A 15,271-nucleotide genomic window follows, 5' to 3' on the forward strand; every position below is an offset into this window, starting at 1 on the left:
TTGGCACCTGGCAGGCGGAATAACAGGGATCGTTATTCCGGCTAAGAACGGCGCGGAACCTACTCAAGAGACACTGAAAGGTCAAGCAATTGCGCGGCACAAAGTGGAGTTGTTTGAAATAAAATAGAAAACAACGCTGTCAGCGGTTTTCCAAGATCATTTTTTGCGACGCGAAAAGGTTAGAAGGCCGCTTATAATATAGCCGAGCGGCTTATACCGTCAAACTTATCGTTTATAAGCGTGCGCTACGCGACGTGTTCAGCCACCAAAGCTTCCGCTTGCGACAGATCGACGCTGACGAGTTGCGAAACGCCGCGCTCTGACATGGTCACGCCGAACAGGCGGTTCATACGCGACATGGTGACGGGATTGTGGGTGATGGCGATAAAGCGCGTCTTGGTGCGTTCGCGCATCTCGGCCAGCAGGCGGCAATAGCGGTCGACATTGGCGTCATCGAGCGGGGCGTCGACTTCGTCCAGCACGCACACCGGCGCCGGATTGGCGAGGAAGACGCCGAAGATCAGGGCGGTGGCGGTCAGGGCCTGTTCGCCGCCAGACATCAGGCTCATGGTTGAGAGGCGCTTGCCCGGCGGGCAGGCATAGATTTCCAGGCCGGCTTCGAGCGGATCGTCCGATTCGACCAGGCGCAGTTCGGCAGAGCCGCCATCGAACAGGGTGACGAACAGGGTTTTAAAGTGCTCGTTGATGATCTCGAAAGCGGCCAGCAGGCGTTCGCGGCCCTCGGCATTCAGTTCGTCGATGCCGTCGCGCAGCTTGGCGATGGCAGTAGTCAGGTCGGCGCGTTCCTTGGAAAGGGTGTCCAGCCGGCCTTCATATTCGGTGGCTTCTTCCTCAGCACGCAGGTTGACCGCGCCCAACTGGTCGCGTTCACGCTCCAGACCGGACAGCAGCGATTCGGCACCAGAGGCATCGGCCGGGGTGGCGATGGCTTCTTCCTTCAGACGCTTGCCCAGATCGTCAGGCGTGCCGCCTGTCTGGTCGAGGATGATGGCTTCGATTTCGGCGGCCTTGCCCTGGATGGCTTCGAGGCGGGCGGCGGCGCCGGCGCGTTCCTCACGGGCGGCCGAGGCTTCCTGTTCGCGGGCGCGGACATCGATATCGGCGTCGCGGCGTTCGGCCTCGGCGGCATTCAGCTTGTCGCGGGCTTCACTGAGGCGCTTTTCGGCGGTTTGCAGCGAATCGACCAGGGTGATGCGCTTGCTTTCAAACTCACGCGGTGCGGATTGGGCGGCTTCCAGCGCGGCCTGCGCGGTGGCCTGGTCCTTTTCCAGCTTGAGCAGGCGAGCGGCAGAGTCTTGCGTCCGGCGGCTCCAGTCGGTCAGCTCGCGGGTCAGGGTGCGTTCGCGGGCTTCACGCGCCTGACGGTCGCGGGCGTCCTGGTCAAGATCGGCGCGGGCGCGCATGACGGCCTGGCGATGGCTGTCGGCCAGTGCGCGGGCCTCATTAAGGCGAGCGCGCATGGTTTCATTGTCGAGCGCGGCGGACTGGCTGGCCAGCAGGGCGTCATAGGCCGTCTTTGCCTCGGCATGTTCGGAGGTCAGGCGGGCGAGGGTGGCCTCCAGCGATTCCAGACGGGCTTCGTATTGTGTCTGGGCACGCAGACGGTTTTCAAGGTCATTCTGGCGGGTGCGCAAGGCCCGCTCCAGATCGGGCAGGCAGTTGCGGGCGTTGCGCAGACTGTCTTCGTGGATGCGCTGGGCTTCGGCGGCCGCGGCTTGCGCTTTTCTGGCCTCTTCCAGTTTCGGTTTCAGCCCGTCGATCTCGGTTTCCAGTTCGTCGTGACGCGTGCGCTGGGCCAGACGGACGGCGGCGGGCTTGGGCGCCTTGGCGCGCACGATCAGGCCATCCCAGCGCCACAGGTCGCCTTCCTTCGATACCAGACGTGCGCCGATCGGAAGCTGGCTTTGCAGCCGGTCGCCCTCGACCTGTGCCACCACGCCGATGGTGGAGAGGCGCAAGGCCATGGCGGCGGGCGCCTTCACATGGGCGTTCAGAGGCGTCACGCCAAGCGCCGCCATATCAATGGCTTTTGCCTGGCTCTCAAAATCCTCGCTCCAGAAAGCGAGTGCAGTCTGCACGGCCTTCTTAGACAGGCTGAGATTAAGGTCATCACCCAGCGCTGCGGCCAGGGCGAGTTCATAGCCCTTGTCCGGACGAACAGCATCCAGTACCGGCGCGCCTTCTTTGCGAACGCTGGTCAGGATTTGCGACAGACCGCGCGCCTCCGCGGTCAGGCGGCCCAACTGGTCCTCAATCTCGCGCATCGCTTTACGGGCCTGGGCCTCTGCATTGGCCAGGGCCGGACGGGCGGTTTCCAGGTCTTCGGCGGCCTTGCGGGCGGCTTCCAGATCGGATTGCGCCGTTGCCGCCTGCGCCTTCAGGCCGTCCAGGGCGCTATAATCGAACGTCCCCAGGGCCTTGCGATCATTTTGTGCCGTCTGCAGTTGCTGGCTCAGGCGGTCGAAACGTGATTTCGCCTCGCCGAGACGCGAAGCTTCCAGTCGCTGGCGCTCGACCTGCGCGGCCTGTTCGGCGGCGATGGCCTCGATCGCCTGGTCGGCCTTGACGCGCTCGGCTTCGGCGGCCTCGACGGCGCGTTTCAGTTCCGGTTCACGCGAGGGGGCGCTGGCGATTTCTTCCTGCACCCGCGCCAGACCCGATTGCAGGCGCTCGACCTGCAGCGAGCCATCGGACGACAGATCGACCTCACGCTGGAAGTCACCGCGCAGCCGGGCGATGTCACCCTTCAGTCGCTCGATCTCGCTGGCAACCTGTTTTTCTTCCAGATCGAGACGTTCCTTCTCGATATTGAGCCGGTGATTGACCGTGGCGGCCACGGCCTCTTCCTCGCGCAAAGGACCGATGGCCTCGGCGGCTTTCAGGGCGGCGGTTTGCGCGACCGCAGCAGCGCGGGCCGTGGTTTCGACCCGCTGGCTTTGCGCCTGCATGTCGTTGACCGCGCCTTCCAGCAGGGCGCGCACCTCCAGCCACTTGGCGTGCAGGATGGCCTTTTGCAGGGCGCGGATTTCGGCGGAAATCTTCTTGTATTTGTCGGCCTGGCGGGCTTCGCGCTTGAGGCGGGAGAGAGCGCTGTCGAGTTCGCGGGCGATATCATCGAGGCGCGACAGGTTCGATTCAGCGGCCGAAAGGCGCAGTTCGGCCTCATGGCGGCGGGTATGCAGGCCGGAAACGCCACCGGCCTCTTCGAGCACGCGGCGACGATTCTGTGGCTTGGCGGCGATCAGTTCCGATATCTGACCCTGACGCACCAGCGCCGGCGAGTTGGCGCCGGTACTGGCATCCGCGAAGAGAAGCTGCACGTCACGGGCGCGCACCTCCTTGCCGTTTATCTTATAAGAGGAACCCGCCCCGCGATCGATGCGGCGGGCGACATCAAGGATCGGCTGATCAGTAAAGGGCTGCGGCGCCAGGCGTTCCGAATTGTCGATGGTCAGGGTGACTTCGGCCCAGTTGCGCGAGGGGCGCTTGTCCGAGCCGGCAAAGATGACGTCGTCCATGCCGGAACCGCGCATGGCCTTGGCGGAGGTGGCCCCCATCACCCAGCGCAGGGCTTCAAGCAGGTTCGACTTGCCGCAGCCGTTCGGCCCGACAATGCCGGTCAGGCCCGGATCGATGCGGAACTCGGTCGCATCGACGAAGGACTTGAATCCCGAAAGCTTGATCTTCTGAAAGTGCAAGGATGAACCCAATTCGCCTTTTTGGCGCGCAATATCGATTCCTCCACCTTCATAGCAGAACGGCAGGCGTCAAGAAACTTTGCACAAGACAGGGTTAATTCCTGTGGATGAGCTTACCTGGCGGCCTTGATGGCGGCGTCCAGGGTGTCGAGGTCGTGACGCTCCATTTCCTTGCCGTTGACGAACAGGCTGGGGGTGCTGCGTATGCCCGATTCGATGGCAGCCTTATGCGCCTGTTGCAGGCGGGCGAGCCCGGCGGCGTCACCGGCGCAAGCGTTGAAGGCTGTTTCCGACAGGCCAAAGCCTGCGGCGATCTTTACCAGGATCGGCTGGGCAATGATATTGCTTTCGCCCCAGGCGTAATAGTCCTTCTGGCCGCGCATGACGGCATCGACCACGTCGAAATATTTACCGGGACCAGCGCATTCGGCCATGCGGGTGCCGGCCACGGCGATCACCGGCACGCCGGTCAGCATGGGGCGGAAAACATAGCGCACCTTGCCGGTGTCGATATATTTCGCCTTTAGCTGCGGGAAGACGGTTTCATTGAAACTGGCGCAGGCCGGGCAGGCGACCGAGCCATATTCGATGATCGTGACCGGCGCCTTGGCGCTGCCCAGGACATGATCCGTGGGCATGACCTTGACCAGCGCCGGGGATAGATCCGCCGCTTGAGCCAGGGGGGTAAAAAGGAAAGCAGCCAGGGCAACCGCCGCGATACGCCGGATCATGGATTACTTGCTCGCCAGCAGAGGCGCGAAAGCCTCATCGAAGTCGGCAATAGTGCCGGTCTTGCGCTCAAATCGCTTGCCATTGATGAAGAAGGTCGGCGTGCCGGTGATGTCGTCTTCCTTGAGGTATTTGTCGACATTATCCTGGAGTCGCGCCAGGCCCTTTTCATCGGTAATGCACTTATTGAAGGCATCGTCCTTGATGCCGACAGAGGCGCCGATGCGCTTGAGAACGGGCAGGGCATTGGTGGTGGTGCCGTCACCGAACATCTCGCCCTGGGCCTTCATGATTTCATCGACGACCTTGAAATAGTTTTCCTTGCCGGAGCAGCGCGCCAGCAGGATGCCGGCGGCCGAGACATCGCGCGGCTCGGTCAGGAATTCGCGGTAGACATAGCGGATCTTGCCCGGCGTGATGTACTTGGCCATCAGTTCGGGCATGACGTCCTTGTTGAACTCGGCGCAGTGGGCGCAGGTGACCGAAGCATATTCGATCAGGGTCACCTTGGCATTTTCGCCGGCGCCCAGGCTCATATCGCCTTCAACCGGCTTGATCGATTTGCCGCAGCCGGCCAGAAGAAGGGCGGTGGTTGTCAGGGCCAGGAGAGTCCGTCTGGAGGAGATCATGTCGGTCCTTACTTGCTGAGCGCGGGCTTGAGGGCCGCATCGAAATCGCCGATATTCAGCGGGATGCGGTCAAGCTTCTTGCCGTTGATGACGAAGGTCGGGGTGCCGTTGACGCCATCCCTGGTCATATATTGCTGGTTCAGGTCGTTCAGGCGCTTCAGACCCTTTTCATCGGTGATGCACTTGTTGAAGGCGTCTTCCGACATGCCAAGCGACTGGCCGATGCTGAACAGGACCGGGCGGGCGTTGGCATAGCCGGTTTCCTCGCCGCCCATCGCTTCCTGCGAACGCATGACCTGATCTATAACCGTAAAATACTTGTCTTTGCCGGCGCATTCGGCCAGCAGATGTCCGGCGGCGGCCACGGCGGGATTGCCGGTCATCATCGGACGATAGACATACCGCACCTTGCCGCTGTCGACATATTTGGCCTTGAATTCCGGCATGACCGTTTCATTGACGTGACCGCAGATCGGGCAGGCGACCGAGGCGTATTCGATGACGGTCACCTTGGCATCCGCCGGGCCCATAGACATTTCATCGGCACCGACCGTGCCGGTAGAACCGCCCTTGCTGCAGCCGGAAGCCAGAAGCGACAGGCCCATGGCCGCCACTGCGCCGCTCACACGAAGGGTTTTGCCGACAGAAATTTGCATATTCAGCCCCGAAAATGATTTGGAAAAGGGAGACTCGGCCCTTTGAAAGTCTTTGCCTTTTTAAAGCGTTCGATTGCGCTGTAAATATGGCATTTGAGTTTTGTCGATAGGTTTCGCCTATCCCTTCATATTCTCGCGTTTGAGAACCGAACGACCGAGTTGCAGCAGGGATTTTTTCAACTTTTCATCGGTCACATCGCTCAAGGATTGCTGGAGCGCCAGTTCCTCCTGCGCGGAAAGGGGTTTGGGCCGGGTATATTGTGGCTTTTTCGGTGCCTGGGTCAGCGGCCCCTGGATGATCCGCAGCTTGTCGATGGTCTTCGCGCCAAGAAACAGGTTGATCCGGTCGATCAGTGTGGCCGACTGGTGCTGGACCAGCGGTGCATAGGCCCCCATGACGCGGATTTCCAGAGCGCCGGCCCCGTGGGCGCGGCCCTTGATGATGCGGACAGGTTCGCACAATTTGGCCAGGGCCTCGCCGGCGATCTCCGTCCAGCGGTTTTTCAGCTTGCCGGCCCCGTCGTCCATCTGCTCAAAGCGCGCGTGCAGGCTTTTCAGCAGCGGCTGAACCTGCTTCTTTACTGGCGGCGGTGGCTTGGGCATACGCCTCGTGTGAGTCGTGCGCAGGATGCGGAGCGAGTCTTCAAGGGATGGCAGCGGACGTTTCATGAGCGGGATTATACTGAAGGACAGGGCGGTTGTCGCGCGTTTAAGGCGCGATTTGTTGGCGTGGTATGACGCGCATGGCCGCAAGTTGCCGTGGCGGACGGGCGAGCGTGATCCTTACCGCGTCTGGCTGTCGGAGGTCATGCTCCAGCAGACGACCGTCCCGCATGCCGCCCCGTATTACGAAAAATTCCTAACGCTGTGGCCGACAATACGCGATCTCGCCGCCGCCGAGGATGGTCGCGTGATGGCGGAATGGGCGGGGCTTGGCTATTATGCCCGCGCCCGCAAGCTGCTGGAATGCGCCCGGACCGTGGTGCGCGAGCATGACGGCGTTTTCCCGGCGGATGAGGCGGAACTGCTGAAACTGCCGGGCTTTGGCCCCTATACCTCGGCGGCGGTGGCGGCCATCGCTTTTGGTCATGCCGCCAATGTGGTGGATGGCAATATCGAACGCATCATTACCCGGCTTTACGCCATCGAGACGCCAATGCCCGCCGCGAAACCTTTGATACGCGAGGCGGCGGCACAATGGGTGACTGAGGATCGTGCCGGTGACTGGCCGCAGGCTCTCATGGATATGGCGACGCTGATCTGCCGCCCAAAATCACCGGCCTGCGGCGAATGCCCACTGGCGGAAGCCTGCCTAGCACGGGCGCGTGGTGAGCAGGAACGCTTTCCGGTCAAGCTGGTCAAGGCCCCCAAGCCGCGTCGCTATGGCGTGGTGTTTGTTATTCAGTCCGGCGATGGCGTTCTGGTGGAGCGCCGGGCGGACAAGGGGTTGCTTGGGGGTATGCTGGGCCTGCCGCACAACGAGTGGCGATCGGAGCCTTACCGTACGGAGGAAATTACGCCGCCGATTTCAGCACCATTCGAGGTCGTGGGCAGCTATGAGCATGTCTTTACCCATTTCGCCCTGACACTGGAGGTTTGGCGCGCGCAGGTTTCAGATGAGTCAGTGTGCGATTTCCTGCGCCGGAACAACAGCTTCCAGCTTCTGCCTGTCAGCGAAAAAGCCCTGCCGACGGTCTTTGCCAAAGCCTTGAAGGTGAGGCCCACCTCACCCGGATTGTTTGACTAAAAAGCGCGGACGTTACCGCCCGCGCTGTCAAACTTACGGGTGAAGGGCCCGTGGCCCTTCAGTTCATGTCGGCGCGGATGCGTGAACGCAGGTCGTCTATCGGCTTGAGGCCGGCGTCGGTCTTGAAGCGCCAATAGGTCCAGCCGTTGCAGGCCGGGGCCTGTTCCATAATGGCGCCCATCTTGTGGATCGATCCGCTCAGTTCGCCGTGAACCAGCGAGCCATCGGCGCGGACGCGGGCCGTTTTATCGCCCTTGGGGGTGTAGAGAATATCGCCCGGCTGGAGCAGGCCGGCCTCGACCACGGCGCCGAAGGGCACGCGCGGTTCGGCCTTCTTGGAACCCATGACCTTGAGGTCTTCGGCGGTGGCCGGAATGACGCGGGCGATGCGCTCGCTGGCGACCTTGCGATAGGTCTCTTCGCGCTCGATACCAATGAAATGCCGGCCCAGGCGCTTGGCGGCGGCGCCGGTGGTGCCGGTGCCGAAGAAGGGGTCGAGCACGATATGGCCGGGCTTGGTGCAGGCCAGCAGAACGCGGTAGAGCAGGGCTTCCGGCTTTTGCGTCGGATGCGCCTTGTTGCCGTGTTCGTCTTTCAGGCGCTCATCACCGGTACAGAGCGGAATAGACCAGTCGGACCGCATCTGGGTGTCTTCGTTGAAGGCTTTCAGGGCATCGTAATTGAAGGTGTAGCGCTTTTGGCCCTTGGCCTTGGTGGCCCAGATCAGGGTTTCGTGGGCATTGGTGAAGCGGGTACCCTTAAAGTTCGGCATGGGGTTGGCCTTGCGCCAGATGACGTCGTTCATCACCCAGAAGCCCATGTCCTGCATGGCCACGCCGAGCCGGAAGATATTGTGGTAAGAGCCGATGACCCAGATGGCGCCGTCGTCTTTCAGCACGCGCTTGCATTCACGCATCCACTCGCGTGTGAACTTGTCATAGGCTTCAAAGCTGGCGAACTGGTCCCACTCGTCATCAACCGCATCGACCTTGGAATTGTCGGGGCGCAGCAGGTCGCCGCCGAGCTGGAGATTGTAGGGCGGATCGGCGAAGACCAGATCAACCGAGGCGTCGGGCAGGGTTTTCAGCACTTCGATGCATTCGCCCAGATGGATGGTGTCGAGCTTAAGCGGCGCCTGCGGAACGGACGGGAGTGTGATAGCGGTCGATTTGCGCAAGACGAAGATCCTTCTGACACTGGCGGGCGGTATAAGTCCCTGAATCCAATGACTAGAATCGTTTCGCGGTTAATGGCTGGTTAAATTAACCATACTGGCGAATCGGCCGATTCGCTTTTTTGGGAGTGAGTCCGAAAAGACTCACTTTTTGCGCGGATCAGGCGCTCTCGCCCCAGCTTAGTTCACGAATTGTCGCCCAGCTTGTGCGGTGGATCGGGGAGGGGCCGTGCCGTCGCAAAGCCTCCAGATGGCTTTCCGCCTGGTAGCCCTTGTGTTTTTTGAAGCCATAGACGGGGTAGACGATATCCATCTCGATCATAATACGGTCGCGCGCTGTTTTGGCCAGGATCGAGGCGGCGGCAATGGACAGCGAACGGGAGTCACCGCCAACCAATGGCGTAGAGGGAATGGCCAGTTTCGGGCAGCGGTTACCGTCGATCAGGGCATGTTCGGCGCAAGGGGTGAGCGCCTCGACCGCGCGCTTCATGCCTTCCATGGTGGCCGCCAGGATATTCAGGCAGTCGATTTCCTCGACCGTCATAGTGATCACCGACCAGCAGACGGCCGCTTCCTTGATCAGCGGTTCCAGTTCGAAGCGACGCTTTTCGGTCAGGGCCTTGGAATCGTCTATGCCTTCGGGAATATTGGCCGGATCGAGAATGACGGCGGCCACGCATAGCGGGCCGGCGCACGGGCCGCGCCCGGCTTCATCAACGCCGCAGATAAGCCCGGCAAAGGTGGATTCAAAGCTGAGATCGGCCATGAATCGCTCTTACCGCGATTTGTGGCCGTTGTCTCGCTGGCTTCAATCAAAATACGCTTTCGGGGGTAGCCTGAACGCCGCGGCCCTTGGGATCGGGACCAAAGCGGTTGGTCGTCGGGGTGCCGTCTGTGACATAGAAGACGAACATGACGATTTCGGCGACCAGCAGCGGCAGGACCAGGCAAAGGAAAAACGAGCCAAACATGCTGAAAAAGAACTGCATGGATTGCTGGTCGGTCATGTTGCCATTGTTGCCGATCAGGGTGAATATCTGCGTGCCGAAGAAGATGAAAAACAGGATCATGCCAATAAACGCGACGACGATGGGCATAATATACCACCAGCCGGTACGGTTGATGTCATGCAGGCGCCGCACGGCCACCGCAATGCTGGGCAGCAGCAAACCCAGGTTCACGAGCTGGAGTACGGGCATGACCGAGAAATAGCGACCCATGAATTGCGAAGGATCCGGGTTCTGGAAGTTCATGCCTGTGAACATGACGCTGGTCATTACGGTGCCCATCACCATGCCAAGGGCAATACGGAAAAGTACCCACAGCCAGAATTCCGATCGCCGGGCACGGCCCTGGAAATCGACATATTTAACAAGCGGCTGGAAAATCAAAGGCACATTGGACATCGAAACCCCCATTATCGATCGATCAGAATACACTCGTATCGCCGCCGCGACCCTTGGGATCGGGGCCAAAACGGTTCGGGCCCGGCGTGCCGTCCATTACATTGAAAACGAATGTAACGAGCGAAGCCGCGAACCAGGCTAAAAAGACCCACCACATGGGAGCCAGGGCTGTCATCATGGCCATGGCCTGGTCCGGTGTGGGATTAGGACCAATATCCGAAAAGGACTTCAAGTTGTTGATGAAGGCCCCGCCGCTGACTGAAAAGAAGACAATCAGCGCGACGATCAGGACGGCCAGCGGGAAGACGATCCACCAGCCCGTACGGTTGATGTCATGAAAGCGGCGCACGCCCACGGCCAGGGTCGGAAGAAGGATGGCCAGCGAAAAAAGGAAATTAAGCAGTTCAGCCGTGTTGCCAATCGCGGATTTGAGGATGCTGAACACCAGGCTGGCGATCATCTGGAACAGAAACCACAACCAGTATTCGGTGCGGCGGGAGCGGCCGTTGAAATCGACATAGCGCTTTAGTGGTTGAAACATCAGTTCCATAGCGTCCCCCGGATAATCTGAGTTGAGGCTATCGCGTTTTTCCCATGTTCGCAATCTCGGCGTGACGAAAACACGCCGTTGTATGGTCATTGACCATGCCGACCGCCTGCATGAAGGCATAGACGATGACGGGGCCGCAGAACTTGTAACCCTTGCTTTTCAACAGCTTGGCCAGTTCCTGTGAGGTTTTGGTTTCGGTCGGAATTTCGCCCCAGTCATAGTGGTTGGTGATCGGTTTGTGATCCTGAATGGCCCAGATAAAGTCGGTGAAATTTGTGCCTTTTTCACGCAGGTCGAGCGTGATCCGGGCACTTTCGATAGCCGAAACGATCTTGGCCCGCGATCGCACAATGCCGGGATCGTTCATCAGGCGCTCGATATCGGCGTCTCCGAAGCGCGCCACCTTTTCAGGATCGAAACCGGCGAAGGCCGCACGAAAAGCATCGCGTTTGCGCAGGATGGTGATCCATGACAATCCCGCCTGGAAGCCATCGAGCACCAGCTTTTCCCACAAGGCGCGCGGGTCATATTCCGGCACGCCCCATTCCTCGTCATGATAGGCGCAGTAAAGCGGATCGGTCTTGGGCCAGGGGCAGCGGCAGCGTTCACCAATACTCATCGTCTGCTCCGGGAAAAGGAAATTGACCAGCCAGCCAATTTGTCAGGTACAGTTCAAGAGAAATGCCGTCACTTGTCGCATTTACGTCTTCCAGACGATCCAGACGCATTAGTCCGATGCCGGAGGTTTCGTTGGACGCGATAACCTCGCCGATCTTGCGTTCGCCAATCAGGATTTCAGCTCCCTTGGTCAATTGGCCGTCGCAGTTAAACGGCATGATACGGTTCTTGATCTGGCCGCGTCGCTTCATGCGTGATGTCAGTTCCTGCCCGACGTAACAGCCTTTATGAAAATCTATCGCATCCAGCAGATCGAAATTTGCGTCAATAGGGTAAAGTTCATCCGCCCCAAAATCGAGGCCAGGATCGGCGATGCCTGTGGTGAGACGAAAGCCTCTCCAGTCTTCGGCCGAGGCATTGGAACCTTGCAAGCCGTAGGACATGCCGACCTTTTCGCCAAAGCGCGGATCACGCATGAAGCCTTCCGGGCGGCCATTCCAAGCCACGTAGACCGGATGATCGAGCGCTGTGATCGTCACCTTGGCGCGCAGCCTGTACATGTTGAGTTTCGCCAGCAGGTCATCGCGCTCGGATAGCGGCACGTCCAGCCAGATTTCGTCGGCAGAGACGGCATGCAGCAGAACATCACAGATCATCTTGCCCTGGGGCCGCAAAAAAGCCCCGTAATGCAGCCTATGAAATTCGCCCCTGGCCGTTTCCTCGACGATATTGTCGATATGGGCGGTACAGAGCCCTTTGAGAAACCTCGCCCAGTCCGGGCCGGAGACGGCAATCAGGGCACGGTGGGGAAGGGCGGTAACGTAAGCTGTGGTCATGATGGGTCTTGTTATGATCGTCTCAGGAATTAAGTATGGCTCATGACAGGTGAATTTCCGATTCTTTTTCTGGCCCTGTGCGAACCGTCCAAGGCCCTGGCCCTGAGTGGTCTCATCGCGCGCCTGAAAACGGAAATTCCCCATGCCCGGATCACGCTGGCGACAACGCAAACCTCGGCGGTTCTGTTCCAAGATGACGACTTGATCGACGAGTTACAAGCCTTTGACGGCGCCTTATTTAAGCTGAAGTCGCTGCACGGCCTGAGCGAACTTAGCCGGCGCAAATGGGGGCTGTGCGTCGATATCGGCCCCACCCTGATTTCGCGCATGATGAAGGCGAAAACGCGCTTTACGCTCAATCCGAATGACAGCGCCGGCGTGCTGGAGCAGATCGCTGCCAAGCTCAGGCTCGATCCGCTGGAAATCATGCCGGCTTTACGCGTATCGCCGCGCCGCGAAGCGCAAACGCGCACCCTGATCGATAGTGGCCGCGAAACCGGACCGCTGATCGTTATGGCGCCGGGTGCCGGTTGGCTTGGAAGGCGCTGGCCGACGGAGCGGTTTGCCGTATTGGCGACGCGTCTGATGCGTGAGGAGGGCCCCTTCGCCAGCCATCGTCTGCTGATTATCGGCTCCGAGGCCGAGCGTGACACCTTGCAGGCCCTGCGCATGGCGACGCCGCGCGCCCAGGTGATGGAGATCGGCGGGGACGTCACCGAAGTCAATGCCTATGCCGCCTTGCGACAAGCCGTCCTGTTCGTCGGCAATGACGAGCTGTGGCTGCACCTGGCCGCGGCCGCTGGCATCCCGACCTTCGGCCTGTTTGGGCCTTCGGATGAAGCCGAAGCCCCGATCGGCGGCCATGTGCTGGTCATTCGCGGGCCGCGCTCGTTGGCGGATATCCAGATTGTTGATCCAAAGCTGAAGCAGAATGTCTGCCATATGCTCGACCTGACGATCGATCATGTGGCGGCCGTGATCGAAAGAGAGATGGCGGGTTAAGTTTCGCTTCACTTGACGGTATCCGAGGTCTACTGTCCGCCCACTGATTTGACTAAAGGACCACCGCCATGCCTCGTAATTTCGATCTGATCATCCGCAATGCCGATATCATCAATCATGCCGGGCGGGGCAAGGGCGATATCGGCATTACGGCTGGCAAGTTCGCGGCCTTCGGCGACCTGTCTCAGGCGTCGGCCGGTGAGATTTTCGACGCCACCGGCCTGCTGGCCATGCCGGGGGTGATCGATACTCAGGTCCATTTCCGCGAGCCTGGCCTGGAATGGAAGGAAGACCTGGAGACCGGCTCCCAGGCTGCGGTCATGGGCGGGGTCGTGGCGGTCTTCGAGATGCCCAATACCAACCCGACGACCACCAATGCCGAAGCCTTTGCCGACAAATTGCAGCGCGCCCATCACCGGATGCACTGCGATTATGCCTTCTATGTCGGCGGCACACATGAAAATGTTCATGAACTGGGTGAACTGGAGCGCTTGAAGGGCTGCTGCGGCGTCAAGGTGTTCATGGGGGCCTCGACCGGCACGCTGCTGATCGCCGATGACGAGGGCGTGGCCAAGGTGCTGGCCAATGTCAACCGCCGCGCCACTTTCCATTCCGAGGACGAATACCGGCTGGCCGAACGCCGGCCTCTGGCGCGCGAAGGTGACTGGACGAGCCACGATTTCGTCCGCGACGCCCAGTCGGCCATCCAGTCGACCCATCGCCTGGTCCGTCTGGCGCGCGAGGCAGGCAAGCGCATCCACGTTCTTCATGTGACCACTAAGGAAGAGATCGATTTCCTATCAGAAAACAAGGATATAGCCACCGTTGAGATCACGCCGCAGCACCTGACCCTGGTGGCGCCGGAAGCCTATGAGCGTCTGAAGGGCCTGGCCCAGATGAATCCGCCGATCCGCGACCAGTATCATGTCGATGGCCTGTGGCATGGCATCAACGGCGGCATTGCCGACGTGCTGGGGTCCGATCACGCGCCGCACACCCTGGAAGAAAAGGCCAAGCCCTATCCGGCCTCGCCGTCGGGGATGCCGGGCGTCCAGACCCTGCTGCCGGTGATGCTGAACCATGTGGCGCACGGCCGGATGTCGCTGGAGCGGCTGGTCGACCTGACCTCGGCGGGCGCTCAGCGCGTCTTCGGCGTGGCCGGCAAGGGACGCATGGCCGAGGGCTATGATGGCGACGTCACCCTGGTTGACCTGAACCACAGGCGGGTGTTGCGTCATGCCGACATGCGTACGCGCTCGGGCTGGACGCCGTTTGATGGTCTTGAAGTCACCGGCTGGCCCAAGGCGACGATCATCCGCGGCAAGGTGGTCATGCGTGATGACGAGATCGTGCGGCCGTCACTGGGCGAATCCTGTCGCTTTATGGAATCGCTTTAAGCGGGGCACGCCTTCAGCAATTGCGCCTTGTGCGCCTCGTATTCCGGCGAAGGGCGGGCGCGGGAGATGAACAGATCGGGTGACAAGGCCTTGTCGGGCGAGCCCATCCATTTGCCGTCTGTATCTATGATCAGGCCCGGCAGGCATATAGGTGCGCTGCGCGGCAGGGCGAACAGGTCTACGAGATTGGCCGAACGGTCCGGGCGACGTTGCAGCAGCCAGGCCTTGTCTCCGGCGATGACGACCTCGCCATTGACCGGCAGGACATAGCGGTCGTTACCAACCTTTTGCGCGCAACTGGCCTTGAGCGGATCGCCGGAATCGACCGCCATGTCACGGGTACACAGGCCCAGCGCCTTGAGGGTGGCGGCATTTTCAACCGAATAGGCGGTGAAATAGGTGGCGAAGGTGGCATCCTGCACGCCGATGCGCAGGCCGTCGAACAGGCCGCGCTGGATGCCATCGAAACCGGCGGGGCTGACCAGCACATAACGGCCGGTCGTGCCAACCGGTCGCCAAAGATCGGGGCTGTAGACCGAGCCGGTAGGCATCATGACCGAGAGATAGGGGAGGGCGGCAACGTCAGCCTTTATCAAAGGTTGCCATTTTTTCCCCTTCAGAACCTCGCATGTTTCCTTGCCGCAATCGCCGGCGCGGACCTGGACGGAGGGCCGCGTCGCCTTCGGATCTGTGGCCGGATATAGCTGGACCTCGCCTTTTGCCGTGGGGGCAGGGATGGCGTAGGCGGGACCGGCCTCTGGTTTAGTCAAGAGATCGCAGCCACCCAGAAGCATCAAGGGAAAAACGG

The 15,271-nt window shown here is 60.6% G+C and carries 15 protein-coding genes; 3 read left to right on the forward strand and 12 right to left on the reverse strand.

Features of this window, described 5'->3' with window-relative positions; all coding sequences use genetic code 11:
• Positions 1-245 precede the first annotated feature (245 nt).
• The 5 genes from smc to ACTHND_RS05490 all read right to left on the reverse strand — a co-directional run bounded on the left by smc (position 246) and on the right by ACTHND_RS05490 (position 6,402).
• Entirely contained in the window at positions 246-3,719 is a 3,474-nt protein-coding gene (gene smc, locus ACTHND_RS05470; RefSeq protein ID WP_440176544.1) for a chromosome segregation protein SMC, read from the reverse strand.
• 113 nt (positions 3,720-3,832) lie between these two features.
• Positions 3,833-4,450, reverse strand: a complete 618-nt coding sequence (locus ACTHND_RS05475) for a DsbA family protein (RefSeq protein WP_440176546.1) — start codon at positions 4,448-4,450, stop codon at positions 3,833-3,835.
• 3 nt (positions 4,451-4,453) lie between these two features.
• On the reverse strand, positions 4,454-5,077 hold the full coding sequence (locus ACTHND_RS05480) for a thioredoxin domain-containing protein (RefSeq protein WP_440176548.1): 624 nt from the start codon (positions 5,075-5,077) through the stop codon (positions 4,454-4,456).
• Between the two features lie 8 nt (positions 5,078-5,085).
• Positions 5,086-5,733, reverse strand: a complete 648-nt coding sequence (locus ACTHND_RS05485; protein WP_440176550.1) for a DsbA family protein — start codon at positions 5,731-5,733, stop codon at positions 5,086-5,088.
• Between the two features lie 117 nt (positions 5,734-5,850).
• A complete protein-coding gene (locus ACTHND_RS05490; protein ID WP_440176552.1) occupies positions 5,851-6,402 on the reverse strand; it encodes a DUF721 domain-containing protein in 552 nt (183 codons plus the stop codon).
• Here ACTHND_RS05490 and ACTHND_RS05495 point away from each other — a divergent pair.
• Positions 6,401-7,480, forward strand: coding sequence for an A/G-specific adenine glycosylase (locus ACTHND_RS05495; protein ID WP_440176554.1), 1,080 nt, complete (start codon positions 6,401-6,403; stop codon positions 7,478-7,480). The two genes, ACTHND_RS05490 and ACTHND_RS05495, sit on opposite strands and share 2 nt — an antisense overlap.
• A 58-nt stretch (positions 7,481-7,538) precedes the next feature.
• On the opposite strand, the gene ACTHND_RS05500 is transcribed toward ACTHND_RS05495, so the two are convergent.
• The 6 genes from ACTHND_RS05500 to ygfZ form a co-directional block, all read right to left on the reverse strand.
• Positions 7,539-8,657, reverse strand: coding sequence for a site-specific DNA-methyltransferase (locus ACTHND_RS05500; RefSeq protein ID WP_440176556.1), 1,119 nt, complete (start codon positions 8,655-8,657; stop codon positions 7,539-7,541).
• Between the two features lie 157 nt (positions 8,658-8,814).
• Positions 8,815-9,420, reverse strand: a complete 606-nt coding sequence (locus ACTHND_RS05505) for a ribonuclease HII (protein WP_440176558.1) — start codon at positions 9,418-9,420, stop codon at positions 8,815-8,817.
• Positions 9,421-9,466: 46 nt separating this feature from the next.
• Positions 9,467-10,060 (reverse strand): DUF805 domain-containing protein, encoded by a 594-nt coding sequence (locus ACTHND_RS05510; protein ID WP_440176560.1) that lies wholly within the window; start codon positions 10,058-10,060, stop codon positions 9,467-9,469.
• Positions 10,061-10,082: 22 nt separating this feature from the next.
• Entirely contained in the window at positions 10,083-10,700 is a 618-nt protein-coding gene (locus ACTHND_RS05515) for a DUF805 domain-containing protein (protein ID WP_440176562.1), read from the reverse strand.
• Positions 10,639-11,229, reverse strand: coding sequence for a DNA-3-methyladenine glycosylase I (locus ACTHND_RS05520; protein WP_440176564.1), 591 nt, complete (start codon positions 11,227-11,229; stop codon positions 10,639-10,641). Before ACTHND_RS05520 ends, ACTHND_RS05515 begins: the two co-directional genes overlap by 62 nt.
• Positions 11,216-12,064, reverse strand: a complete 849-nt coding sequence (gene ygfZ, locus ACTHND_RS05525; RefSeq protein ID WP_440176566.1) for a CAF17-like 4Fe-4S cluster assembly/insertion protein YgfZ — start codon at positions 12,062-12,064, stop codon at positions 11,216-11,218. Before ygfZ ends, ACTHND_RS05520 begins: the two co-directional genes overlap by 14 nt.
• Positions 12,065-12,106: 42 nt before the next feature.
• Here ygfZ and ACTHND_RS05530 point away from each other — a divergent pair, with 42 nt between their 5' ends.
• Both ACTHND_RS05530 and ACTHND_RS05535 read left to right on the forward strand, forming a co-directional pair.
• On the forward strand, positions 12,107-13,066 hold the full coding sequence (locus tag ACTHND_RS05530) for a glycosyltransferase family 9 protein (protein WP_440176568.1): 960 nt from the start codon (positions 12,107-12,109) through the stop codon (positions 13,064-13,066).
• A gap of 68 nt (positions 13,067-13,134) precedes the next feature.
• Positions 13,135-14,463: a dihydroorotase gene (locus tag ACTHND_RS05535; protein WP_440176570.1), complete on the forward strand. Its 1,329-nt coding sequence runs from the start codon at positions 13,135-13,137 to the stop codon at positions 14,461-14,463.
• On the opposite strand, the gene ACTHND_RS05540 is transcribed toward ACTHND_RS05535, so the two are convergent.
• Positions 14,460-15,271 (reverse strand): hypothetical protein (locus tag ACTHND_RS05540; RefSeq protein ID WP_440176572.1); only part of this gene is annotated, 812 nt, incomplete at its 5' end. The genes ACTHND_RS05535 and ACTHND_RS05540 overlap by 4 nt on opposite strands.

It is taken from the genome of Asticcacaulis sp., assembly GCF_051954415.1.
Taxonomy (GTDB): Bacteria; Pseudomonadota; Alphaproteobacteria; order Caulobacterales; family Caulobacteraceae; genus Asticcacaulis.

What these genes read in the sequence shown, in the direction of transcription:
- ACTHND_RS05475 (WP_440176546.1), bottom strand. Translation starts at nt 4,450, where the DNA reads ATGATCCGGCGTATCGCGGCGGTTGCCCTGGCTGCTTTCCTTTTTACC.
- ACTHND_RS05520 (WP_440176564.1), bottom strand. Translation starts at nt 11,229, where the DNA reads ATGAGTATTGGTGAACGCTGCCGCTGCCCCTGGCCCAAGACCGATCCG.
- ACTHND_RS05495 (WP_440176554.1), top strand. Translation starts at nt 6,401, where the DNA reads ATGAGCGGGATTATACTGAAGGACAGGGCGGTTGTCGCGCGTTTAAGG.
- ACTHND_RS05485 (WP_440176550.1), bottom strand. Translation starts at nt 5,733, where the DNA reads ATGCAAATTTCTGTCGGCAAAACCCTTCGTGTGAGCGGCGCAGTGGCG.
- ACTHND_RS05535 (WP_440176570.1), top strand. Translation starts at nt 13,135, where the DNA reads ATGCCTCGTAATTTCGATCTGATCATCCGCAATGCCGATATCATCAAT.
- ACTHND_RS05530 (WP_440176568.1), top strand. Translation starts at nt 12,107, where the DNA reads ATGACAGGTGAATTTCCGATTCTTTTTCTGGCCCTGTGCGAACCGTCC.
- ACTHND_RS05505 (WP_440176558.1), bottom strand. Translation starts at nt 9,420, where the DNA reads ATGGCCGATCTCAGCTTTGAATCCACCTTTGCCGGGCTTATCTGCGGC.
- ACTHND_RS05480 (WP_440176548.1), bottom strand. Translation starts at nt 5,077, where the DNA reads ATGATCTCCTCCAGACGGACTCTCCTGGCCCTGACAACCACCGCCCTT.
- ACTHND_RS05510 (WP_440176560.1), bottom strand. Translation starts at nt 10,060, where the DNA reads ATGTCCAATGTGCCTTTGATTTTCCAGCCGCTTGTTAAATATGTCGAT.
- ygfZ (WP_440176566.1), bottom strand. Translation starts at nt 12,064, where the DNA reads ATGACCACAGCTTACGTTACCGCCCTTCCCCACCGTGCCCTGATTGCC.
- ACTHND_RS05490 (WP_440176552.1), bottom strand. Translation starts at nt 6,402, where the DNA reads ATGAAACGTCCGCTGCCATCCCTTGAAGACTCGCTCCGCATCCTGCGC.
- ACTHND_RS05515 (WP_440176562.1), bottom strand. Translation starts at nt 10,700, where the DNA reads ATGACCATACAACGGCGTGTTTTCGTCACGCCGAGATTGCGAACATGG.